We start from the raw sequence: 21897 nt of genomic DNA, 5'->3' as shown, positions 1-21897 counted from the left end.
GAAATTCGTAGCGCTCGGAGTCTGTACATTTCCATACGAACGCAACACAATGACATTACATGAGCCACCCTCATGTAATCCGGACTCCCGATCAACGATTACGGATCTTCGTCTCGTCGACGCTGCAGGAGCTCGCCCCCGAGCGCCGAGCCGCCAAGACGGCGATCGAGCGCCTCCACCTCGCCCCGGTGATGTTCGAACTGGGCGCGCGTCCGCACCCGCCCCGAGAGCTCTATCGCGCCTACCTCCAGCAGTCCGACGTCTTCCTCGGTCTCTACTGGGAGCGCTACGGCTGGGTCGCCCCCGACGAGGAGGTCTCCGGCCTCGAAGACGAGTACAACCTCTGCCCGGACGACGTGCCGCGGCTCCTCTACGTCAAGTCCCCCGGCGACCGCGACGACCGCCTCCGTCAGCTGCTGAACCGCATCCGCGACGACGACCGCGCCGCCTACAAGTACTTCGAGACGCCCAAAGAGCTCGCGCGACTGGTGGAGGACGACCTCGCCACTCTCCTCGCCGAGCGGTTCGACCAGAGCAGAGCCGACCTCCTCGCCGCGGCCGATGTCCCCGACACGGCGGCCCCGCTCGTCGGGCCGCGCTCCGAGCCGGACCCCGCGGTCGCCGACCCGGTGCGGCTGCCCATGCCGCTCACCGACCTGGTGGGCCGGGAGGCCGACATCGCCGAGCTCCGGCGGCTGCTGGTCTCCGGCGCACGCTTCGTGACCCTCGTCGGCCCCGGCGGCATCGGCAAGAGCCGTCTCGCGATCGCGGCGGCGCGGGCGTCGGCGCCCGACTTCGACGACGGCTCCGTCTTCGTCGACCTCTCGGCGGTGCACGACGCGGAGCGCGTGCCCAGCCGCATCGCCCAGGCGCTCGGTGTGCGCGACACCGGCGACGCGCCCATCATGGAGAACCTCGCGACGGCGCTGCGCGATCGCAGCATCCTGCTCGTGCTCGACAACTTCGAGCAGGTTCTCGACGCCGCTCCCGCGCTCACCGCCCTGCTCGCCGCGTCGCCGCAGGTGTCGATCCTCGTCACCAGCCGTGTGCTGCTGCGCATCAGCGCCGAGCAGAGCTACGACGTCGGCCCCCTGGCCGACGAGCAGGCCGTGCACCTGTTCCTCGAGCGCGCCCACGCGGTCAAGCCCGACTTCGAGATCACGCCCGACAACCGGCGCGCCGTCGAACGGGTCTGCGCGGCGCTCGACGGCGTGCCGCTGGCCATCGAACTCGCCGCCGCGCGGGTCCGCGTGCTCTCCCCCGCCGAGCTGCTCGACCGCCTCGACCGGAGGCTGTCGGTGCTGGTCGGCGGCCCGCGCGACCTCCCGGCCCGCCAGCAGACCATCCGTAGGACCATCGAGTGGAGCACCCAGCTGCTCGACGACGACCAGCGGCAGCTGCTCGCCCGGTTGGGCGTGTTCGAGGGCGGGTTCACGCTGGAGGCCGCGGAGTACGTGGGGGCTGCGGAGGCCGACGACGGCGACCCTGCCACGCAGGACTACCCGAGCAGCGATGTGCTCAGCAGCCTGGCCGCACTCGTCGACAGCAGTCTCGTCGGCCAGCACGACGCCGACGACCGGCCGCGGTTCTCGATGCAGGCGATCGTGCGCGAATACGCGCGCGAGCAGCTCGCGCGCAGCGGTGCGCAGCCGGCGGTGCGCGAGGCGCACGCCCGCTACTTCCTGGCGATGGGCGACGACGCGGAGGACGACCTCCGCGGGTCGGGCCAGCGCCGGTGGATGCAGCGGCTCGGCGACGAGCGCGACAACCTGCGGGCGGCCGAGCGGTTCCTGCTCGACAACCGCGACTGGGACCGCGCAGCCCGCCTCGCCTTCAGCCTCTACCTGTACTGGTGGGTCACCGGCCTGCTCGGCGAGGTGCGCACCTGGATGGAGGAGGCGCTCGCCTCCGGTGATGAGCTTTCGGACCACACCCGCGCCATCGCCCTCTACTTCAGCCGCACGATCATGTTCTGGAAGGACCCCGACGGCGCCGTCGCGGCCGACCTCACGAAAAGCGTAGAACTGTTCCGGCAGACCGGCGACGCGAACGGCGAAGGGCTCGCGAGCATCTCGCTCGCCCTGGCCCTGCTCGCCGGCAATTCCGCCGACTCGGCGGGCTCGGCGAAGCCCGACACCGAGCGAGCGCGACAGGTGATGGAGCACGCCCTGCAGCTCTACCGCGAGACGGGCAGCGTGTGGGGCGAGTCGATGGCTCTCGTGCTCCTGGGGCGGGTGGCGTTGCGCGAGGGCGCCCTCCAGGAGGCGCAGGACCACTTCGCGCAGAGCCTCGCCCTGACCCAGGGCGCCGACGACCGGGTCGGCGCGCGGATCGCCTCCTACCACCTCGGCTGGACCGAGCTGATGCTCGGCGATGTGACCGCCGCCCGCGCAGACTTCGCGCTCAGCGTCACCATCTCGGCCGCAGTCGGCCACCCCGAAGGGATCGCCTACGGCCTCGAGGGGATGGTGGCGGTGGCCGCGCTGAGCGGTGACAGTGCGCGCGCGGGGCGGCTGGCCGGGGCCGCGCAGGCGCTGCGGGAGCGCAGCGGCCTCCACAACGGCCCCACCTTCACGTTCCACCGGCGGTACCTCGACGACCTCCTCGCCGGCCCGGAGGCCGCGGTGGTCACCGCGGCCATCGCGGCGGGCCGCGAACTCACCGTCGAGCAGGCCGTCGCCGAGGCGCTCTCCGAGGCGCGCAGCGAGCCCGACATCGTGATCTGACCACCGGGGTCACGGCGTCAGCGCATCACGGCGTCACGATCGCGAAGTCGGGGTCGTCCTCGTCGAGCACGCCGACGAGGGCCGTCAGCACACCCAGGTCGCCCTCCACGGTCAGCCCGTCGGAGGCGGTGTCGCCGCCCACGAGCGTCAGCAGCCGCGGCTTGCTGAGCGTGAGGTGCAGCGGCGCGTCGCCCGACGGCTCGCGCTCGACGTAGATGAACACGCCGTTGTGCAGGGTCAGGTGGAAGCTGCGCCCGAGGTCGGTGAGGGTGAGGTCGAACGCGAGGTCCAGCTCCCAGGCCTTCGGGCCGTTCACGCGGATCGCGACGGCGTCGAACAGCTGCTCCGGCGAGAGCTGGATGAGGATGGCCGGCGCGTTCGCGGTCGTCGGGGTGCCGAAGTTCCCCTCCCGCAGCTCGGTCGCCCCCGACAGGAAGAAGTTGCGCCAGGTGCCGTTCTCGGCGCCGTAGGCGAGCTGCTCCAGCGTGTCGGCGTAGAGCGCCCTGGCCTCGGCGTTGTCGGGCTCGCTGAACACGGCGTGGTCGAGCAGCGTCGCCGCCCAGCGGAAGTCGGCGTCGTCGTACGCCTGCTGCGCCAGCTCGACCACCCGCTCCACACCGCCGATCGCGGCCACATAGCGCTCGGCCTGCTCCTTCGGCGGGTGCGGCCACAGCCGGGCCGGGTTGCCGTCGAACCAGCCCATGTAGCGCTGGTAGATCGCCTTCACGTTGTGGGAGACCGAGCCGTAGTAGCCGTGCGTGCTCCACTCGGCGACCAGCGCGGGAGGCAGCTCGAAGACCTCCGCGATCTCGGCGCCCGTGTAGCCCTGGTTGATGTACCGCAGGGTCTGGTCGTGCAGGTACCCGTAGAGGTCGCGCTGCACCTCCAGGAAGTGCCGGATCCGCTCCGCTCCCCAGGTCGGCCAGTGGTGTGAGGCGAACAGCACGTCGGAGGAGTCGCCGTAGCGCTCGATCGCCTCCGTCAGGTACTGCGACCAGACGTGCGGGTCGCGCACCAGCGCCCCGCGCAGGGTCAGCAGGTTGTGGAGGTTGTGGGTGGCGTTCTCGGCCATGCACAGCGCACGGTAGCGCGGGATGTGGAAGTGCATCTCCGACGGCGCCTCGGTGCCGGGGGCGAGCTGGAACTCGATCTCCACCCCGTCGAAGGCGTGCCGCTCACCGGTCTCCTTCACGTCGATGGTCGGCACCAGGATGCCCGCTTCGCCGGTCGACGTGGTCTGGCCGAGGCCGGCGCCGACCTGACCGAGAGGCCCGCGCTCCAGCGCCGCACCGTACATGTAACCGGCCCGCCGGGCCATCGCGGTGCCGGCGTAGACGTTCTCGGCGATGGCGTGCTCGAGGAACCCGTGCGGCGCCACGATCTGCACACGCCGCGCCTCCAGATCGGCGCTCTCCACCACCCCGAGCACCCCGCCGAAGTGATCGACATGGCTGTGGCTGAAGATGACGGCGACCACCGGGCGATCGCCGCGGTGCTCGCGGTAGAGCGCGAGAGCGGCGGCGCCGGTCTCGCGGGAGATGAGCGGGTCGACGACGATCACGCCAGCGTCGGTCTCGATGAACGACATCACCGAGAGGTCGAGACCGCGCGCTTGATAGATGCCCTCCACGACCTCGAAGAGCCCGTGCTTGGCGACCAGCTTCGATTGCCGCCACAGGCTCGGGTTGACGGAGGCGGGCGCGTCGCCGTCGACGAAAGCGTACGTGTCGGCGTCCCAGACCACGTTCCCGTCGGCATCCAGGATCCGGGGGTCGGCGAGCGTGCCGAGGAACCCGCGATCGGCGTCGTCGAAGTCGGCGGTGTCGTCGAACGGCAGCGCCCCGAGCAGGGCGCGGTTGGCGTCGGCGACCGACGCGGCGGGGTCGTTCTGCTTCATGACGTGGTCTCCTCGGTCCGCACGGCCTCCAGCCGCACTGCTACCGCCGAGATTCGCGTAGTCGGGAGGCGCTCGGCAACCCCCGTTCTGCCGCGACCTCCGTCACGAGTTCGCGCCGGCCTCCCGCCACATCGTGGTCACCGGAGCGTCGTCGAGCACGGCGCGGAAGCCGCCGAGCGGCTGGAAGCCCGCCCGACCGTAGCGGTGGTTGTTGGCCGGGTTGGTCGACTCCAGGTAGGCGGGGACGCCGGCGGCGTCGAACCGCGCGAGGTTCTGCGCGAGCAGCTGCTGCCCGATGCCGCGGCCGCGATGGTCGGGATGCGTCGCCAGCAGGCTCAGGTACATGTGCGGAGGCTCGTGGGGGTGCGCCTCCTCGAACAGCGTCCACAGCCGCTCGTAGGCCGCGAAGCGCTCGGGCGCCAGGGCGTCGGACATCAGCGCGTCGAGCTCCCGCTCCTGCTCGGGAGTCAGCTCATCGACGCCGGGCGGCAGCCAGACCGCCACGGTCGCGGCCTCCCCCGCCGGGCCGTCGCTGAGGAACACGGAGTCGTGGACGACGGCGCCCACCACGAACGCGCGCCAGAACGGCAGCAGATGGTCGGTGCGGCCGTCGGCGGAGACCAGCGCCGGACCCCACACCGGGTCGTCGCGGAACGCCAGCGCGAGCGTCTCGGTCACCGCCTCGACGTCGGCGGTCGTCGCCGTGCGCACATCCATACCGGAACTGTAGCCGCGCGGCGGCACCGTGTCAGCGGGCCGCCACGCGACCTCCGGGCGACCGGATCAGGCCGGGAACGCGACCGGGTAGGCCTCGGCGAAGTCGGCCGAGCGACCGACGGCCGCCCAGCGCTCGTCATCGGACAGCAGGCGACGGTCTTGCGCGAGCGACATCTCGACGGCGTTCACGCCGAGCGGCAGGTGCTCGGGGAGGTCGTCACGAGCGGCCAGCGCCACGAGGATCTCGGCGGCGCGGCGCGGGTCGCCGGCCGGCCCTTCCGGGTTCTGGCGGAGACGCGTGTTGACCGCGCCGATGGTCTGCTCGTAGCCGGCGGGGATGTCGTGCACGGTCATCGACGAGCCGGCCCAGTCGGTGCGGAACCCGCTCGGCTCGACCACCAGCACGCGGATGCCGAACGGCGCCGTCTCGGCGCGCAGCACCCGGCTGAACCCGTCGATCGCGAACTTGGCCGCCTGGTACGACGCGATCCCCGGTGAGCCGCCGACGCGGCCTCCCACCGACGAGAACTGCACGATGAGCCCGCCGCCCTGCGCGCGCAGCAGCGGGATGGCCGCCTTCGACACGGTGTAGACGCCCCAGAAATTCGTTTCGAACTGGGCGCGCACGTCCGCGTCGTCGGCGGTCTCGATCGGAGCGACGTTGGCGTAGCCGGCGTTGTTCACGATGACGTCGAGTCGGCCGAAGGCCGCGTTCGCCTCGTCGAGGGCGGCTCGGGCGCGCTCGGAGTCGGTGACGTCGAGGGCGAGCGGGAGGAGGCGGTCGCCGTGCTGCGCGGCCAGATCGTCGAGCTGCTCGGGGCGGCGCGCCGTGGCGGCCACGCGGTCGCCGGCCTCCAGCGCGGCGACGACGAGCTCGCGGCCGAAGCCGCGGGAGGAACCGGTGATGAACCATGTCTTCTGCATGTCGTTAATACAACACAGTTTCATTATTTTGTGCAACCCGGTTGCGGTAAACTCTCAGCATGACGACCGCCGACCCGCAATCCACCGGCTTCCAGCGCGCCCGCTCCCCCGAGGCCAAGCACGCGCGCGAGACCGCGATCCTGGAGGCCGCGCGCACGCTCGGCGCGCGCGACGGCATCCGCCAGGTGACGCTCACCGACATCGCAGTCGAGACCGGAATGCACAAGTCGGCCATGCTGCGCTACTTCGAGACGCGGGAGGAGATCTTCTTGCGACTCACCGCGGACGGCTGGCGCGAATGGACGCCGGTGCTCTGCGACCGGATCGCCGCGGGCGAGCCGGCCACGGCCTCCACGGTCGCCCGCGCGTTCGCGAGCACCCTCGCCGCGCGCGGCGCGTTCTGCGACCTGCTCGCGCAGGCGCCCCTCAACCTCGAGCGCAACGTCTCTCTCGACGCGGTGCGGAGGTTCAAGCTCACCACCCGGGAGAGCCTCGACCGCATCGTCGCCGCGATCCGCGCCGCGCTGCCCGGGCTGACAGACCAGGACGGCGTCGACGTCGTTGCGACCGCGACCTCCCTCGCCGGGACGTTCTGGCAGATCGCGACCCCGTCGGAGGAGGTTGCGACCCTCTACCGCTCCGACCCGCGGATGTCGCACGCGCTGATCGATGTGGAGCCGCGGCTCGAGCGCATCCTCACGGCGCTCTTACGGGGCCAGCTCGCCGCGTGACCACCGTCGAGGCGTGAGAAGCGGCTACTGCGGGTGCGGGGTCTCGCCGCTCTCGAGCATGGCGACGAGCTTCGCGAGGCGATTGCCGCGGCTGGCCGCGCTCGGCGCGGTCATCAGGCGGTGCAGCACCGAGTAGCGGTTCGCCGCGTTCAGGGTCGCGAAAGTGGCCGCGGCCGCCTGCGACACCTCGAGGGCGGCGAGGAGGTCCTCCGGCACCTCGGCCGTTCGCGAGCTCGCGTACGCGCGCTCCCACCGCCCGTCGGCCTTGGCCCGCTCGATCTCGGCGTGCCCGCGCTCGCGCATCCGACCCTCGGCGATCAGCCCCTCCACGAGGCCGATGTTTCGCTGCGACCACAGCGATGACGCGCGCCGCGGCGTGAACCGCTCGACGAATGTGGCCTCGTCACGGCTGCGCTTCTGGCCGTCGATCCACCCGCTGCACAGCGACTCGTCGACCGCCTGCGCGTAGGTGAGGGAGGTCGGTTCGGTCGTGCCCTTCTTTGCGAGCACCAGCCATACGCCGTCGGAGACGCCCTCATTGACATCCAGCCACGCGCGCCAGGCGGCGGCGTCGGCCACGATCAATTCGTCCGCTTCGATCCCCATGCCGAAACCCTAGCGGCGGGCGCCGACACGGGCCGGCCGCCTCACACGTGCAGCAGCACGAGCACGTGGTAGACGACGAACGCCGGCCAGACGATCGCCTGCAGCAGCCCCCAGACGACACCCCAGAACGAACCGTCGGAGACCGACACGAAGTACACCGCCGCGCCGATGTAGGCGATGAGGAAGAAGAACCCCCATTGGGCGGACTGGACGTACACTCTGCCCCGGCCGTTGTCGCTCATTCCACATCCCCGATCGTCACCGTCGCACTCCCTTGCCGCCAGGGTAGCGACGGGAGCCGGCACCGGCCACACCCTCCGTGCCCGCACCGATGCACCGCGGTCGCGACGGGCGGTACCGTTCCCGGGTCAACGCCGACGACCGCCGACGCTGCATTCGACGAATGGAGCTCTCATGGGCTGGACAACACGCAACCTCACTCAGCGCTACGGCGCACCCGCCGCCGCGGGGCGCCCGACCGCCTATCTGCTGGCGACGGACGGCACCCGCCACGTCGTCTACCGGGAGGCCGGGCCCGGCCTCCAACCGACCGGCCACCTCATCGAGCAGTACTGCGGCTCCGACGACGTGTGGCACCCCAAGGACATCACCGACGAGGCGTCGGGAGCGATCGCGACCTCCGACCCGTCGGGCTATGCGTTCGACGCCGAAGGCAGTCAGCACGTCGTCTACCTGAGCGGCGACGACGGCCACATCCACGAGCTGTACCAGGCGGACGGCTGGCACGCGAACGACCTCATGGACGCCTCCGGCACGGTCGTGCGCGTCGTCAACCCGCCGATGGGCTGGGCGTCCAAGACCCACGCCGTGCAGCAGGTCGTCTTCCGGGGCGACGACCCGCGGGGCGTTCACCTGCTGAGCCGCGGAACCGGCGACGGAGCCACCTGGAGCCAGCAGATCCTCACCCGGCTCGGAGGCCCGACCTCCGCCTCGGCCCCCGCCGGCTTCGCATTCGACGCCGCCGGCACCCAGCACGTGCACTACGTGGGCGACGACCAGCTCATCCACGAGTACACGATGGACGGCTCCGGCTGGCACTACAGCGGCGACCTCGGCGTGAACGTCGGCGCCGCGCACGACTCCCTCCCGCAGCCGACCGGCTACGGCTTCGCCGCCGACGGCTCACGGCACGTCCCCTGGACCGGCGACGACGTCGACACGCACGAGGCCTCCAACGCCGGAGCCGGCTGGTCAACGCTCAATCTGACCCAGGACCGCGGCGCGACCCCGCCCGCCCGCGACCTCCCGCCCTCGGGTTACGCCTACGAGTCGAACGCGCAGGCGCCCGTCGCCACCCGGCACGTCGTGTACGCCGGAAGCGATGGGATCGTCTACGAGTTCTGGAACGACCCGAGCGGCTGGCACGTCAATCCGCTCACCGGAGGCGAGGGATCGTTCCCCGCCGGGTCGGCGCCGATCGGCTACGCGAATCCGGCCCTCGGCACGCAGAACGTCTTCTACCGCTCGACGACCGGGGACATCGTGGAGCTGCGTTACACGCCCGGGCGCCTGGGCAGCGTGAACGTGCACGGCCTCCACACCCGCGCAGCGCTCTGACGACTCGCTCCCGCAGCGCGCCTGACGGCGGGCGTGTGTCACAGCGCACTGCGCTGCGTCGTCTGAGGGTGTGTACGCAGCGGTGTACGCAGAGACCAGGAGGGTAAGACGATGCGGGTGTTCGTAGCGGGCGGGAGCGGGGTGCTCGGCAGGCGGCTGGTGCCGCAGCTGGTGGAGCACGGCCACACGGTGACGGCGACGACCACGACATCCACCAAGCGCGGCCTGATCGAGGCGATGGGCGCGGAGGCCGTGGTCATGGACGGGCTGGACGCCGCCTCCGTCGGGCGTGCTGTGGCGTCGGCCGAGCCCGACGCGATCATCCACCAGATGACGGCGATCAACCCGGCGCACGCCGGCAAGCCGGACATCAAGCACCCCGACCAGTGGTTCGCGGGCACCAACCGGCTGCGGGTGGAGGGCACCGACCATCTGCTCGCCGCCGCTCAGGCACAGGGCGTCACGCGCTTCCTCGCTCAGGGGTACGCGAGCTGGAACGGCATCCGCGAAGGCGGCTGGGTGAAGACCGAGGAGGATCCGCTCGACACGTTCGTGGGCACGCCCACTGCGACGGTCATGGCTGCGATGAAGCACGTGGAGGACACCGTGACGGCCTACGGCGGCACCGTGCTGCGCTACGGCGCGCTCTACGGACCCGGCGCGACGGACGACCAGGTGGAGATGGTCCGCAAGCGGCAGTATCCGCTCGTCGGGCGCGCCCAGGGCTACAGCTCATGGATCCACCTCGACGACGCGGCCTCCGCCACCGTCCTCGCTCTCGAGAAGGGAGCGACGGGGATCTACGACATCGTCGATGACGACCCGGCGCCCGCGAACGAATGGCTGCCCTACCTGGCGAAGGTCGCCGGGGCCAAGCCTCCCCGGCGCGTCCCGGTCTGGCTGGCCCGTATCGCTGCGGGCGACCAGGCCGTCATGATGATGACGGAGGGCCGCGGCTTCTCCAACGCGAAGGCGAAGCGCGAGCTGGGCTGGACGCTGCGATACCCGTCGTGGCGGCAGGGATTCGAGGAGGGACTGCAGTGACCGGAGACGGAGTGACCGGAGCCGACGAGACGTTCGAGGAGCTGCGCCCCCTGCTGTTCTCGATCGCGTACCGCATCCTGGGCAGTGTCACGGAGGCCGAGGACGCCGTGCAGGAGACCTGGCTGCGCTTCGAGGCCGCCGACGTGCAGCCGAGATCGCTCAAGGCGTACCTCTCGACGGTCGTGACTCGTGTTTCGATCGACGTCCTCGGCTCGGCCCGGGTGCGCAGGGAGGCGTACGTGGGCCCGTGGTTCCCCGAGCCGCTGCTGTCCGACCCGTACCAGGACCCGGAGCGCGCGGCCGAGCTCTCCGACTCGCTGTCGATGGCCGCCCTCCTGCTGCTGGAGCGCCTCTCGCCGCTCGAGCGGGCCGTGTTCGTGCTGCGGGAGGTGTTCGCGTTCGACTTCCCCGAGATCGCCGCGACGGTCGGCCGGTCGGAGGCCGCGTGCCGGCAGCTGGCCGTGCGGGCCCGCAGACACATGGACGAGGGCCGCCCGCGGTTCGACGCCGACCGTGCGGAGCGGGAGGCCCTGGCCGGTCGATTCTTCGACGCGTTCCGCGCGGGCGACGTTGAGGCCCTGCGCGCCCTGCTCGTCGCCGACGTCGACATGGTGGGCGACGGCGGAGGCAAGGCCCCGCAGTGGGCGCAGCGGATCGTCGGCCTGGAGAACGTCGCGCACGTGCTCGTCTCGATGTCCGGGCCGTTCCTCGCGATCGGCGGCACGCTCGAGCCGCGGGAGATCAACGGTCAGCCCGGCGCGGTGTTCCGCGATCGCGACGGCGGCGTGATCAACACGATGGTCCTCGAGATCGTGCCGGGCGGCATCCAGACGATCCGCAGCGTCATCAACCCCGACAAGCTCGGACACGTGGGCCCGGTCGGGGACGCCTGGTCGGTGGTGCGGGAGGCCAACCGGGCCCGCCTCGCCTCCGGCGGCGACCCGCTGCCTCCCCTGGCGAAGCGCCGTCTCCCGGACTGAGCGCCGGCTCCCGGAGTGAGCGCCGCCTCCCGGAGTGAGCGCCGCGCCCGGATCTCGACGACCGGACGCGCAAGGCGTTCCGCCCGGGCGGCGGTCGCCGCTACTCTCGGCTCATGGCCTCCGTCCCGCTCTCCGACGCGCAGGTGCGCGAGCTGCGCGAGAAGTACGCCGCGGGTGCGCGCCAGGTGCAGCTCGCGGACGAGTACGGGGTGCGGCAGAACACCGTGTCGAGCCTGGTCACCGGCCGGTCACGGCTGGAGGCGGGCGGCCCGATCCTGCCGGGCAAGAGCCGCAAGGTCACGAGCGAGGAGGTCGTCGCGATCCGGGAGGCCGTGGCCGCGGGCACACCGCGGGCCGACATCTCGGCGCGCTACGGGATCTCGCATCAGATGGTCTCGAACATCGCGTCCGGCCGCGCCTTCGCCGACGTCGGCGGCCCGCTCACCAGCGCCGCCGTCACCCGCGCGCGTCCGTTGACGGTGGAGCAGGTCGAGCGCATCCGCGAACGGCTCGCGGCCGGCGAGGACCGCGCGGCGGTCGCGGAGGCCTTCGGCGTCTCGCACTGGACCATCGCGTCCGTGGTCCGCGGCGCCACGACCGGCGTCGTCGAGACCTCCGGGGAGGACGACGACGTCGTGCAGATGCGCCGCCTCCACAGCGAGGGCGTCTCGCAGACCGAGATCGCGCGGAGGTTCGGCACGAGTCAGCAGCGGGTCAGCCTCATCGTGCGCGGCAGTAGCCACGCGGCCCACGGCGGCCCGATCGCCGAGCCTCACCGTCGCAGGCTCGGCGACGACGAGGTCCGCGGCATCCGGGAGGCCTATGCGGCCGGCGCCCCGCTGGCCGAGCTGGCCGAGCAGCACGACGTGGCCGCGGCGCTGCTGCGACTGGTCGTGACCGGCCGCACCTACGCCGACCGCCCCGGCCCGATCGCGCCCGCCGACCGCCACGACTGACGCGGGGATCGGCCGAAGGGCACGTCGTTGTCACTTCGAGTGCCCGAAAGCGACAACGACGTGCCCTTCGGCGCAGCGTCAGCGGGTGATCGTGCCCGGCAGAACAGCGGGTTGCGCGACAGCGGCCCGCTCCACGCGGCGGTAGTGCCGCAGCACCAGCCAGAGGGTGACGATGCCGACGGCCGATACGAACGCCAGCCCGATGACGTAGAGCAGCGTCGCGAGGGCCTCCACCTGATTGGCCGTACTCTGCTGCAGGGTCCCGTTCTGCAGCTGCTCCAGGGCGCCGCCGGTGAACAGCACCGCGACGAACGACGCGATGTCGGCCGACGAGTCCCAGGCCGCGTGGAGGAGCGACACGCACGCATAGGTGAGCAGGATCCACCACGACCAGCGGAACCGCCGGCCTCCACCCGCCGCGCCGAAGATCACGGCGCCGAGGATGGCCGTCCACATCACGTGCCCGACCGGCGCCAGGATGGCACGCACCAGCTCGGTCTGCAGCAGCGAGACCAGGTCGATGCCGCGGGAGGTGATGGCCGCGTTGAACGCGTAGCCCGCCGACTCGAACGCCGCGAACCCGGCGCCGATCGTCGCGCCGAGCAGCGCGCCCTGCTTCGCGGTCTTCGGCACCGTGCGCCAGCCGAAGATCAGCAGCAGCACGACCTTCACGAACTCCTCGATCAGCCCGACCAGCCCGTACACCCAGAAGCTCTCGTGGAGGTCGGCCTCCAGCAACGACGCCCCGAGCACCCCGAAGATGCCGCCGACGAAGAAGGCGAGGATGAGCTGCAGGGTGCTGATCGACCCGGTCACCCGCTCGATCGCGAAGAGCACCACGCAGAACGGCACGAGGAAACTGCCCAGCAGGATGAGCGTCGGCACGAGGTTGCTGTTGCCCGTGAAGGCCGTCACGACGATCGTGACGATCCACAGCCCGAGCCCTGCGAGCAGCGTCTTCCACCACCAGCCGTGATGGTGGTGCGGGTGGTCCCGGTTCTCGACGTTCGGCGCTTCGACGGCGGTCATGCGGCCGACGCTACTCCGCTGCGCCCTCCTTCGGTCACGGGGCGGCGTCGCGGTTCGTGATCGTGAACGCCAGCCGCGCGGCCGGCCCGAACACCGGCAGCGCCCGCGCCGCATCCGGGAGCGGGAGCACCGCGTGGATGACGTTCCGGTTGTCCGGGTCGGGCGTGAGGGTGAGCTCCTCCGTCATCTGCCCGAGCTGGTTGATCGCGCCGGGCACCGCGCTGTTCCAGCCCGTCCAGGCGCCGAAGCGGCCGTCGGCCGAGCGGCCGATGTCGACGATGAGCACGTCCTGCCAGTCACCCACCTGCTCGAGGTTGCTGCTGAAGTCGAAGACGCCGTTGCGGGTGATGACCTGGTAGACACGCAGGGTCAGCGCGTACCGGGAGAGGTCCTGGCTGAGTTGCTCGTAGTCGCCGGCCGGCCCGGCGGCTGACGCGGCGGCCTGGGCCGCCATGTCCTCCGCGACCGACGCGACCGCCGCCGCCGCGACGGCGGAGAGGGTCGGGTCGAGCGGGTTGTCCAGCGCGACATTGACCGGCTCGATCGATGGCGCCTCGCGCTCCTGATCCTCCTCACCCTCGCTGAACGAGTCGACGAAGCGGTGCCACCAGCCCTGGCGGGGCGGGGCGGCCTCCGTCGCGGCCTCGGTCGCGGGCGCAGCGGCCGGCGCGACCGCCGGCGTGAGGTCGTCCCCCACTCCCGGCGTCACGTTCGTCGGCGGGAGGTCGGTCGGCGGCTCCTTCGAGAACAGGAACGTCCCCACGAGCGGGATCGGCGCGTCCACCGAGTCGTCGCCGGCCGCGCCTCGTGCATGCTGGGCGATCTCGGCGTTCAGCTGCACCGGGTTGTAGTGGACGGCCTTCTGCTCGGTGATCAGCACCGAGAGTCCGCGGATGGCGAGTTGGAGGTCGGCCTGCCAGGCGACGTCCGGCTGGGAGTCGAGCGCCGACGCCGGAGGCAGGGAGCTCAGTTCGACCTGCACCGACCAGTGGCCGAAGAGGAAACGCGCCAGGTTCTGGTAGCCCTCCTCGGAGTTCACCTCGCCGTACGGCCCCGAGTGCGACTTGTAGACGAACGCGCGGTGGGCGCCCTTCACGTAGGCGTTCTCGATGAGCACGAGTCCGTCGCTGCGCGGCCCGACCCCCAGCTTGGCCAGGTTGTAGTCGTTCGAGTCGGTCCCGATGATGCAGAACACGTCATCGACGTCGAACACCTCGGGCGGGATGACGCGGGGGTCCCACGCCTCGCCGATCGGCTTGTCGCCGAACTTCTTGCCCGGCGTCAGGTAGCCGTACATCTTCGGCGGCGAGAAGATGTCCGAACCGGCCGGCCCGAAGGTCTCCATCAGCCAGTTCAGAAGGCCGCCGGTGAACACGATGCCGCCGTGCGGGGTCGCGTAGGTGCAGAACTTGGCGACCAGCTCCTTGGCGGGGATGCGGCCGTCCTCCTCGCAGACCTTCTGCATCATGCAGCGCGCGACCAGGCCGCCCATGGAGTGCGCGACGAGGAACACCTTCGGCGCTCCGGTCTTCTCGCGCACCTGGAGGACGAGGTCGTAGAGCTCCCGCGCCGCCTGCTCGATGTCGAAGCCCTGAGCGGAGGTGTGCTCGCGGACGAGGTCCTCGGTCCAGGTGATGGCCCGGTCGAAGAGGTTGCCCGAACGCGGCGTCGGTGCGGCGTAGGTCGTAGCGGCTTCGTCGTAGAAGCGGTGGATCCAGATCGACCTCTGCGGGAGGGTGCCGTCGGCAGCCGTCGCGAGCAGTTCCTTCTGGCTCCCCCGCACGAGCACCTGGTAGTCGCGCTCGCCGAGCAGCCGAAGAAGCGGCCCCTCGAACTGGTAGAACTTGGGGTCGCCGTCGCCGTTGACCCGGGTGTGTGTGGCGCCCTCGTTGAAGCCGTAGAAGGGATCGTTGACCGTGGAGTCGATCTGACTGGTCGGGCCGGCATACCCGCGGCAGTAGACGATCGGAAGCTCGTTCACGGGGACACTGTCCCGCCAATGCTGAGGAAGTGTCAAGACCGGCTGGTCTACTGCCCGATCATAAGCACGACGAAAGCGGCCGGCCGCCCCTCCCGGTGAGGAGGAACGACCGGCCGCCGGTGAACCCGAGAATCAGCCGCCGATGCGGATGAGCTTCTTGTTCACGAACTCGTCGGCGCCGAAACGGCCGAGCTCGCGGCCCGAACCTGAGCGCTTCACGCCGCCGAAGGGCAGCTCCGCGCCGTCGGCGAGGACCACGTTGACGAAGACCATGCCGGCCTCGATCTGGTCGGCGACCCGCAGAGCCTGCTCCTCGTCGGTCGTGTAGAGGTACGAGCCGAGGCCGAACGGGGTGTCGTTCGCGATGCGCACCGCGTCCGCCTCGTCCTTCGCGCGGAAGACCTGCGCGACCGGACCGAAGAACTCCTCCTTGGAGGCCGGGTTCTCCGGCGTGACGTCGGTCAGCACCGTGGTCTCGAAGAAGGCGCCGTTGCGGCCGCCGCCGCGCACCAGGGTGGCACCGTTCGCGACCGCGCGCTTGACCTGGTCGTCGAGACCCTCCGCCGCCTTCAGCGACGACAGCGGGCCGAGCGCCGAGCTCTCGCTCGTCGGGTCGCTGGCCTCGACCTCGGCGAGCTTGGCGGTGAACTTCGCCAGGAACGAGTCGTAGAGCTCGTCTGCGACGACGAACCGCTTGGCCGCGTTGCAGGACTGGCCGCTGTTGTCGAGACGGGCGTCGACCGCGTTCTGCACGGTGGCGTCGAGGTCGTCGGTCGACAGCAGGATGAACGGGTCGGAGCCGCCCAGCTCGAGCACGACCTTCTTGAGGTTGCGGCCCGCGATCTCGGCGACCTTCGCACCGGCGCGCTCGGAGCCGGTGAGCGAGACGCCCTGCACCCGCGGGTCGGCGATGACGGTCTCGATCTGGTCGTGCGACGCGTAGATGTTGACGTAGGCGCCCTCAGGGAAGCCCGCGTCGAGGAACATCTTCTCGATAGCGGCGGCCGACTCCGGGCACTGCTCGGCGTGCTTGAGGAGGATGGTGTTGCCGATGATCAGGTTCGGTCCGGCGAAGCGCGCCACCTGGTAGTACGGGAAGTTCCAGGGCATGACCCCGAGCAGCACGCCAAGGCCCGAGCGGCGGACGACCGCGGAACCGCTGCCGTCGAGCAGCTGGATCGGCTCGTCCTTCAGGAACTCCGACGCGTTGTCCGCGTAGTACTCGTAGATGGCGCCGGCGAAGTCGACCTCGCCCAGCGCCTGCTCGACCGGCTTGCCCATCTCGCGCACGATGATGTCGGCCAGCTCCTGGCGACGCTCGACGTGCAGCTGACCGACGCGACGCACCAGGGCCGCGCGCTCCTCCACCGTGGTCGTCTTCGACCAGGTGCGGTACGCGTTGTCGGCCGACGCGATCGCGGCTTCGAGACCGGCGTCGGTGATCGTGTCGAAGGTCTTGACCGTCTCGCCCGTGGCGGGATTGGTCACGGCGTAGCTCATGTTGCTCCTTATTCCTACAGTGACGGGGTCGTGGCCCTGGGTGATCGTGGCGAAGAGGGCCTTACGGGAAAGGCCCTCGGTAAAGACCCTACGGGTAGCGTGCGACTCGCGCTACGAGTCGAAGCCCAGGCCGACGGCATCGAGACGCGCGCGCATACCGGATCGGGAGAATCGCTTGCATATTTGAAACTGAATGCGGTATTTCTATCTGGTACTTTGGTGCCTGTGTTCGAAGATGCGGTGGTAGTGGCGGCGACGTTCGATGGGGCCGCGGAGCCCGGTCGTGATGGTGCCGCGCAGTGAGTGTGGTGGAGTTTTCCGCTGACGCATGGCAGGCATCGTCGCCGGGATTGCGGGAGGGACTTGCTGCTCGGAGCGAGTCACTCGGCGAGTTGCTGCAGGGCTTGGAAAGCTTGGCGGCCTCAAACAACATCAGTGGTCACGGTGCGGACGCGATGCGTGCGTACATCGGTGAAGTGCATGTGCCGATCCTGCGGTCGCTTCTGATCGGGGTGTCCACGTTCCAGACCGCCGTCGGGGTGTATTGGAACGGTTACGCCCAGGTCGATGGTGACGGGAACTTCCGGTTGGTGCGCGACGAATTCGATGCCCATCTGGTCCAGCTGGATCAGGGATTGGCACAGCTACGCGGCTTCGGCATCGAGCTGCGGCGGATCGTCGCGGATGCGTCGCATCTGGTGTCACTGGGCACGGCGGGTGCGGACGCGGTTGAGAAGACGGCCAAGGACGTGCAAGAGATGCACGCCATCGCGAAGGGTCAGTGGGAGGCCTGGGAGGCGTATGAGTCGTGGGACCCTGGGTTCGGGCAGGTCAGGAACCTGATCGGTGAACTGCGCGGCGTCCTCACGAATATAGGGTCCCTGACCGTTGGGCGAGGTCGCTCGTACACTTCGGGGAGTTTCAACCTCACCCTCGAGCGGCTGGGCGAGCTGACCTCCGGAATGACTGACTACTGCCAGTCGAATCAGCACGTCGCCGTTGCGGGCTGGGAGCGGATGCTCTCTCAGTACGTGGAGGATGTCGATGCAGCCCGCAAGGAGGATGCGGGCTGGGGTCTGTTGTGGGACGGGTTGCAGATCCTCACCGGCGCGGTGGTCACGGCCATCGGGTTGGGCTTGACCCCCTTTACCGGCGGAGCCTCGTTCACACTGACGGTGCTGGGCGCAAGCCTCCTGGTCGGCGGGTTCAACAGCGCGATCAACCATGTCTCGGTCCTGACCACCGGTAACGACCTCAACCTTGCCGGTACGTTCATGGACGGCGTCGGCCGATGGTACGACGCCAACGTGGCCCGGCCCGGGGCCCAATCCGGCAGTTGGGGAGCAGAGTTCCTCGCCGGCGTCGGGTCGGGTGTGATCGAGGCATTCAGCAGCGCCGCACAACTGAACGTGCACCAGATCGGCCTCGGCATCAACGCGTTCGCGGCCGACCCGCTGAGCGGTATTGAGCAGGCCTGGGCCCAACTCTCCACCACCGCCGGCCTGATCCTGTCCGGCGACGCATTCGTCACGGGCCAAGTCGCCAGCGTGCTCATCCCGGGAGCCGCGACCGTCAAGGGCCTGCGAGCGGGCAGTCTCTTCACGACAACGAACCGCCGGCCCATCGGCAAACCACCCACCACCACCTATCCGGGCAAAGGGGTTGGAGGGCATCACTCCGGCGACGACCTGACGATCGCCGAGGGCCGAGTCGTCAGCGAAGCGGTCAGCGGTGTTCCTGAAACCTTAAAGGATCTCTTTTCAGGTGGACGGATTCCAAAATCGAGCGAGCTCCGACGCTTTGCCCTCGAACAAGGGTGGTCGTTAACGCAGAACCCAAACGGTCCGGCGAAATACTTGGATGAAAACGGGATACCTCGAATCACTATCAAGTCTGGGAGCGAGCGGGCGGAAGGAAGCGGCTTTCCTCACGTCGAATACAAGGACGCGAATGGCGAGCGGTTCGACCCCGCAACGGGTGATCCGGTGAAGCGGAAAGATCCGGTGGGCAACCACCGCGAGATCGACATTGATGACTAGAACGGAACGGGAAATGGACTACCACGAAATAGACGAAACGCTCGCTCAGGTTTACTTGGAGGATAGTTTCGTCCTGAGTATCACGGTCACGCCTGGGCGCGTCGTGTTTGACATGGAGGTTGTTCTGCTCCCTCCGCACGAAATGTACTCCGCGCCAGCTGATGGCGAGCGTTACCACTACAAGCGCGGTGAGGTCGTGTTCTCGTCCGTAAAGAGCCTGACGTGGTCGGGTCAGGGGGTTCCACCGTCCACCGACCCAGTCGACGGAAGCATCGATTTCGGCAACATCGACAGCATGACTGCCGAAGGATCCACCTACTTCCTCGAAGGAGACTGGGGCCGGATGCAGATCTCGTCCCCTGTGCCTCCGGAAGTGGTGTTGGCACACGCATCCGAATAGCACTGGTGACCAGAACGCAATTCAACACGGAGCATGTTGCTGGATTCATCCGTGATTGCATTGGCACGCGCGGCCGCGTGCACTCGGGTGACAGCGTATCCGGCGGAATTGTCTTCACCATGTACGAAGCGTTCGGTTTCGATTGCGGGCTGGAAACGCGGTATGGATCCTTCGGCCTGATCCTCCCAGTCGAGCCAGGTGTGTCCATCCGTTCTTTCCCTGGTCGTGATATCTCCAAGAACGCCGACCCGCAATCAATTCTCGAGAGCCTGGAACTGGTGGATAAGTATTGCAGGCTTAGGTTGCCGGACAAGTATCTTGAGGCTCATGCTGAGGCCCACGGAATTGACTTCAAGATTGCCCTTCCCGTTATTGAACCCGATGAGCCTCCGCGGGTTGATGTTCACTATGAATGGACGCAATATCCCATCTGGCTCGATGGTAGATACGGGATCGACAGTATCGACGGACATGAGCTTGGCCTGAGCCGCGAGTTAGTGCGAGACCTTCGCGCTTGGAGCGACTCCGGCGATGCCCTATTCAACGCCGATGACCCGGCCAACAGCACTGCACCAGCCAATTTCCTCGAAGACGGCTTTGCACTCGCGAAGCGAGTGCGCGCAGAGCTTCCAGCCGAGTGGATCGTGACGTGCTTCAACCCGTCGGCCCGCAGGAAAGTCGTCCTCACCTTGGAGCAATGAATCGCTGTCGCCTACCAGCGCGCTGATACCGGGAGCCAAAGCCAATGAAGGGCGTCCGGGCGGCAGCCTGCTGACCCAGCCCGCCCTCGGCAAGTCGCCAGCTACAGCTGACCTCCGAAGCAACGGGCAAGACGGCTGTGCCCGGGCCCCGACATGCCGACGGGTGCTTGGGAGGCTGTGGCAGGGCAAGGGATTCGCGATCACTCGAACAGACGACGAGCTTGTCGCGATTGTGAAGGAGGCGCGATGAAGGGGGCGTACGTCTTCTCGTCAGACCCGAGGGTATTTGAGGCGTTTGCTGAGTTGCTTCTTGAGGCGGGCGGCAGCCGCGGGAACGATGTCGCTCAATACATCGACGCCCAAGGCCTCGGGACCACCGTCTTTTCGCATCAGGGCGCAGACGACCCTGATGTAGTAGAACCGCCGAACGAGTACCAAGGCAGGCGTCCTCCGGTGCCTCTGCCGCAACTGAGCTGTTGTCTCGTCGAGTGCCGTTGGGAGCATGTATTCATCGAGTGGATGCGGCGACTCGCCGAATCTCTCCGCGCGCCTCTTTGGATTCTGGACAGCGATGGAACGCTGTGGGACTTGGTGAGCGCAATCGATGGAGCGGTGCGCCTGTAGACGACCCCGCCATTTGAAGCGCTACGAGTCGAAGCCGAGGCCGACGGCATCGAGGGTCTTCTGGAGGGCGTTCCTGCGTCCTTCGTTGTGGTCGGCGCGGTTCAGCGCCCACCTGCTCAGGTTGATGCCGGTGCTCGCCAGCGGCTCCGGCGGGAACGGCGTCGGCCGGCTGCGCACCATCTTCAGTTCGGTCAGCTCCGTCGGCGTGCCGCCCAGGAGGTCGAGCAGCACCTGCGCGGCGAACCGCGTGCTGCCGACGCCGAGGCCGGTGAACCCGCTCGCGTAGGCAACGCGGCCCTTGCGCGCCGTGCCGTAGAACGCGCAGAACCGGCTGCAGGTGTCGATCGCGCCGGCCCAGCGGTGCGTGGCGCGGATGCCCTCCAGCTGCGGGAAGGTCGTGAGCAGGTGCCCCGCGAGCCGCTCGAACGTCGCCCGGCGCTCCTCGTAGGCCGGTTCGACGCGACGGCCGTAGTGGTAGATCGCGTCGTAGCCGCCGAACAGCAGTCGGTTGTCGTGCGAGAGCCGGTAGTAGTGGAACTGGTTGCCCATGTCGGCGAGTCCCTGCCGATTCGTCCAGCCGATGTCGGCGAGCTGGGAGGCCGTCAGCGGCTCGGTCATCAGCACGTAGTCGTACACCGGCACCGTCATCAGCCGGTTGCGCTTCAGCAGCGACGGGAAGACGTTGGTCGCCAGCACCACCCGATCGGCGCTGACGACTGTGCCGTTGACGGGCAGCCGCACCGGGCCGGAGCCCGTGGTCTGCACGTCGCCGACGGGCGAGCCCTCGTAGACCTCCACCCCCAGCGCTTCGCACGCCTCGGCCAGCCCCCGCGCCAGCTTCGCCGGGTGCACGAGGGCGGCGTCGCGGCGGTTCCACACTCCGCCGAGATAGGTCGGCGAGTCGACCTCCTCGCGCACGGCGGCCTCGTCGAGGAACTCGCCCTCCCCGTCGGCCGCGGCCTCCTGCGCCCAGGCGACCTGATGCGGCTCGACGGCGACGTTCAGCACGCCCGTGCGTTCGAAATCGGCGTCGATGCCGAGCTCGGCGAGCGTGCGCTCGATCGCGTCGAGGTTCTCGCGCCCGAGCTGCTGGAGACGGTCGAACTCCTTCGGAAAGCGCCCGCGTCCGTTGATCTCGCCGTGCGTGAGACTCGCCTCGCAGAAGCCGCCGTTGCGTCCGGAGGCCGCCCAGCCGATCCGCTCGGCCTCCAGCAGCACCACCCGCCTGCCGGGATCCCGCTGCTTCGCCAGCAGGGCGGCCCAGAGGCCGAGGTAGCCGCCGCCGACCACGGCGAGGTCAGCGCGCAGCGGCTCCTCGACGGCGGGGCGGCGGGCACTCGGCGCATCGGCGATCCAGAACGAGCCGTGCTCGCTGACGTCCAGGAGGTGCGCGATCGCGGCGGCCGACGGGGCGTGCCGTTCGAAGACGGTCGTGTGGGGCATGGGGCTCCTTGGTCGAGAGAA

The 21897-nt window shown here is 69.4% G+C and carries 20 protein-coding genes; 11 read left to right on the top strand and 9 right to left on the bottom strand.

Going from position 1 to position 21897, the window contains the following annotated elements; genetic code table 11:
• Window positions 1-59: 59 nt before the first annotated feature.
• Window positions 60-2726 carry a DUF4062 domain-containing protein gene (locus ASF88_RS12720; RefSeq protein ID WP_055918921.1) on the top strand — a complete coding sequence of 889 codons (2667 nt, stop codon included), beginning with the start codon at window positions 60-62 and terminating at the stop codon, window positions 2724-2726.
• A gap of 25 nt (window positions 2727-2751) precedes the next feature.
• On the opposite strand, the gene ASF88_RS12715 is transcribed toward ASF88_RS12720, so the two are convergent.
• The 3 genes from ASF88_RS12715 to ASF88_RS12705 form a co-directional block, all read right to left on the bottom strand.
• Window positions 2752-4623 carry an alkyl/aryl-sulfatase gene (locus ASF88_RS12715; RefSeq protein ID WP_055918918.1) on the bottom strand — a complete coding sequence of 624 codons (1872 nt, stop codon included), beginning with the start codon at window positions 4621-4623 and terminating at the stop codon, window positions 2752-2754.
• Window positions 4624-4725: 102 nt separating this feature from the next.
• The gene (locus ASF88_RS12710; RefSeq protein WP_055918915.1) at window positions 4726-5340 is read right to left on the bottom strand and encodes a GNAT family N-acetyltransferase; all 615 of its coding nucleotides are present in this window, start codon (window positions 5338-5340) and stop codon (window positions 4726-4728) included.
• A 66-nt stretch (window positions 5341-5406) separates the two neighbouring features.
• Window positions 5407-6264 carry an SDR family NAD(P)-dependent oxidoreductase gene (locus ASF88_RS12705; protein ID WP_055918905.1) on the bottom strand — a complete coding sequence of 286 codons (858 nt, stop codon included), beginning with the start codon at window positions 6262-6264 and terminating at the stop codon, window positions 5407-5409.
• 59 nt (window positions 6265-6323) lie between these two features.
• On the opposite strand from ASF88_RS12705, the gene ASF88_RS12700 reads away from it, so the two are divergent.
• Window positions 6324-6995, top strand: a complete 672-nt coding sequence (locus tag ASF88_RS12700; protein WP_055918902.1) for a TetR/AcrR family transcriptional regulator — start codon at window positions 6324-6326, stop codon at window positions 6993-6995.
• A gap of 24 nt (window positions 6996-7019) precedes the next feature.
• Here the strand turns inward: ASF88_RS12700 and ASF88_RS12695 are convergent, their stop codons facing one another.
• Window positions 7020-7601: a YdeI/OmpD-associated family protein gene (locus tag ASF88_RS12695; RefSeq protein WP_055918899.1), complete on the bottom strand. Its 582-nt coding sequence runs from the start codon at window positions 7599-7601 to the stop codon at window positions 7020-7022.
• A 41-nt stretch (window positions 7602-7642) separates the two neighbouring features.
• A complete protein-coding gene (locus ASF88_RS12690; RefSeq protein ID WP_055918896.1) occupies window positions 7643-7843 on the bottom strand; it encodes a hypothetical protein in 201 nt (66 codons plus the stop codon).
• A gap of 172 nt (window positions 7844-8015) precedes the next feature.
• Here ASF88_RS12690 and ASF88_RS12685 point away from each other — a divergent pair, with 172 nt between their 5' ends.
• From ASF88_RS12685 to ASF88_RS12670, 4 genes are all read left to right on the top strand, one after another.
• Complete coding sequence (locus tag ASF88_RS12685; RefSeq protein ID WP_055918893.1) at window positions 8016-9179, top strand: hypothetical protein; 1164 nt, start codon at window positions 8016-8018, stop codon at window positions 9177-9179.
• Between the two features lie 111 nt (window positions 9180-9290).
• A complete protein-coding gene (locus ASF88_RS12680; RefSeq protein WP_055918890.1) occupies window positions 9291-10223 on the top strand; it encodes an NAD-dependent epimerase/dehydratase family protein in 933 nt (310 codons plus the stop codon).
• Complete coding sequence (locus ASF88_RS12675) at window positions 10220-11203, top strand: RNA polymerase sigma-70 factor (RefSeq protein WP_235493435.1); 984 nt, start codon at window positions 10220-10222, stop codon at window positions 11201-11203. The genes ASF88_RS12680 and ASF88_RS12675 overlap by 4 nt, the downstream gene beginning before the upstream one ends.
• A 113-nt stretch (window positions 11204-11316) precedes the next feature.
• On the top strand, window positions 11317-12159 hold the full coding sequence (locus ASF88_RS12670; protein ID WP_055918887.1) for a hypothetical protein: 843 nt from the start codon (window positions 11317-11319) through the stop codon (window positions 12157-12159).
• Window positions 12160-12237: 78 nt separating this feature from the next.
• On the opposite strand, the gene ASF88_RS12665 is transcribed toward ASF88_RS12670, so the two are convergent.
• The 3 genes from ASF88_RS12665 to ASF88_RS12655 form a co-directional block, all read right to left on the bottom strand.
• Window positions 12238-13188, bottom strand: a complete 951-nt coding sequence (locus ASF88_RS12665; RefSeq protein WP_055918884.1) for a PrsW family intramembrane metalloprotease — start codon at window positions 13186-13188, stop codon at window positions 12238-12240.
• A 34-nt stretch (window positions 13189-13222) separates the two neighbouring features.
• Window positions 13223-15169: an esterase/lipase family protein gene (locus ASF88_RS12660; protein WP_055918882.1), complete on the bottom strand. Its 1947-nt coding sequence runs from the start codon at window positions 15167-15169 to the stop codon at window positions 13223-13225.
• A gap of 132 nt (window positions 15170-15301) precedes the next feature.
• Entirely contained in the window at window positions 15302-16669 is a 1368-nt protein-coding gene (locus ASF88_RS12655; RefSeq protein ID WP_055918879.1) for an NAD-dependent succinate-semialdehyde dehydrogenase, read from the bottom strand.
• Window positions 16670-16699: 30 nt separating this feature from the next.
• Here ASF88_RS12655 and ASF88_RS20445 point away from each other — a divergent pair, with 30 nt between their 5' ends.
• From ASF88_RS20445 to ASF88_RS12640, 5 genes are all read left to right on the top strand, one after another.
• Complete coding sequence (locus tag ASF88_RS20445; RefSeq protein WP_157498342.1) at window positions 16700-16972, top strand: hypothetical protein; 273 nt, start codon at window positions 16700-16702, stop codon at window positions 16970-16972.
• On the top strand, window positions 16969-18708 hold the full coding sequence (locus ASF88_RS12650) for a T7SS effector LXG polymorphic toxin (protein ID WP_082518942.1): 1740 nt from the start codon (window positions 16969-16971) through the stop codon (window positions 18706-18708). Before ASF88_RS20445 ends, ASF88_RS12650 begins: the two co-directional genes overlap by 4 nt.
• Window positions 18709-18721: 13 nt before the next feature.
• Window positions 18722-19108 (top strand): hypothetical protein, encoded by a 387-nt coding sequence (locus ASF88_RS12645; RefSeq protein WP_055918874.1) that lies wholly within the window; start codon window positions 18722-18724, stop codon window positions 19106-19108.
• 5 nt (window positions 19109-19113) lie between these two features.
• Window positions 19114-19809, top strand: a complete 696-nt coding sequence (locus tag ASF88_RS20440; RefSeq protein WP_157498341.1) for a hypothetical protein — start codon at window positions 19114-19116, stop codon at window positions 19807-19809.
• A gap of 246 nt (window positions 19810-20055) precedes the next feature.
• The gene (locus tag ASF88_RS12640) at window positions 20056-20433 is read left to right on the top strand and encodes a hypothetical protein (protein ID WP_055918871.1); all 378 of its coding nucleotides are present in this window, start codon (window positions 20056-20058) and stop codon (window positions 20431-20433) included.
• Between the two features lie 21 nt (window positions 20434-20454).
• Here ASF88_RS12640 and ASF88_RS12635 read toward each other — a convergent pair whose 3' ends face one another.
• A complete protein-coding gene (locus ASF88_RS12635) occupies window positions 20455-21876 on the bottom strand; it encodes an NAD(P)/FAD-dependent oxidoreductase (protein ID WP_055918868.1) in 1422 nt (473 codons plus the stop codon).
• Window positions 21877-21897 lie beyond the last annotated feature (21 nt).

It is taken from the genome of Leifsonia sp. Leaf336 (assembly GCF_001423695.1).
Lineage (GTDB): Bacteria > Actinomycetota > Actinomycetes > Actinomycetales > Microbacteriaceae > Leifsonia.
The sequence above is the reverse complement of the archived record's forward strand: the minus strand, read 5'-3'. Positions and strand labels throughout refer to the sequence as shown.

Bases quoted from the DNA above. Each gene is read 5' to 3' on its own strand.
- ASF88_RS12640 (WP_055918871.1), top strand. From the start codon at position 20,056: ATGAAGGGGGCGTACGTCTTCTCGTCAGACCCGAGGGTATTTGAGGCG.
- ASF88_RS12695 (WP_055918899.1), bottom strand. From the start codon at position 7,601: ATGGGGATCGAAGCGGACGAATTGATCGTGGCCGACGCCGCCGCCTGG.
- ASF88_RS12690 (WP_055918896.1), bottom strand. From the start codon at position 7,843: ATGAGCGACAACGGCCGGGGCAGAGTGTACGTCCAGTCCGCCCAATGG.
- ASF88_RS12645 (WP_055918874.1), top strand. From the start codon at position 18,722: ATGGACTACCACGAAATAGACGAAACGCTCGCTCAGGTTTACTTGGAG.
- ASF88_RS12685 (WP_055918893.1), top strand. From the start codon at position 8,016: ATGGGCTGGACAACACGCAACCTCACTCAGCGCTACGGCGCACCCGCC.
- ASF88_RS12720 (WP_055918921.1), top strand. From the start codon at position 60: ATGAGCCACCCTCATGTAATCCGGACTCCCGATCAACGATTACGGATC.
- ASF88_RS12670 (WP_055918887.1), top strand. From the start codon at position 11,317: ATGGCCTCCGTCCCGCTCTCCGACGCGCAGGTGCGCGAGCTGCGCGAG.
- ASF88_RS12635 (WP_055918868.1), bottom strand. From the start codon at position 21,876: ATGCCCCACACGACCGTCTTCGAACGGCACGCCCCGTCGGCCGCCGCG.
- ASF88_RS12715 (WP_055918918.1), bottom strand. From the start codon at position 4,623: ATGAAGCAGAACGACCCCGCCGCGTCGGTCGCCGACGCCAACCGCGCC.
- ASF88_RS12680 (WP_055918890.1), top strand. From the start codon at position 9,291: ATGCGGGTGTTCGTAGCGGGCGGGAGCGGGGTGCTCGGCAGGCGGCTG.
- ASF88_RS12700 (WP_055918902.1), top strand. From the start codon at position 6,324: ATGACGACCGCCGACCCGCAATCCACCGGCTTCCAGCGCGCCCGCTCC.
- ASF88_RS12710 (WP_055918915.1), bottom strand. From the start codon at position 5,340: ATGGATGTGCGCACGGCGACGACCGCCGACGTCGAGGCGGTGACCGAG.
- ASF88_RS12665 (WP_055918884.1), bottom strand. From the start codon at position 13,188: ATGACCGCCGTCGAAGCGCCGAACGTCGAGAACCGGGACCACCCGCAC.
- ASF88_RS12705 (WP_055918905.1), bottom strand. From the start codon at position 6,264: ATGCAGAAGACATGGTTCATCACCGGTTCCTCCCGCGGCTTCGGCCGC.
- ASF88_RS12655 (WP_055918879.1), bottom strand. From the start codon at position 16,669: ATGAGCTACGCCGTGACCAATCCCGCCACGGGCGAGACGGTCAAGACC.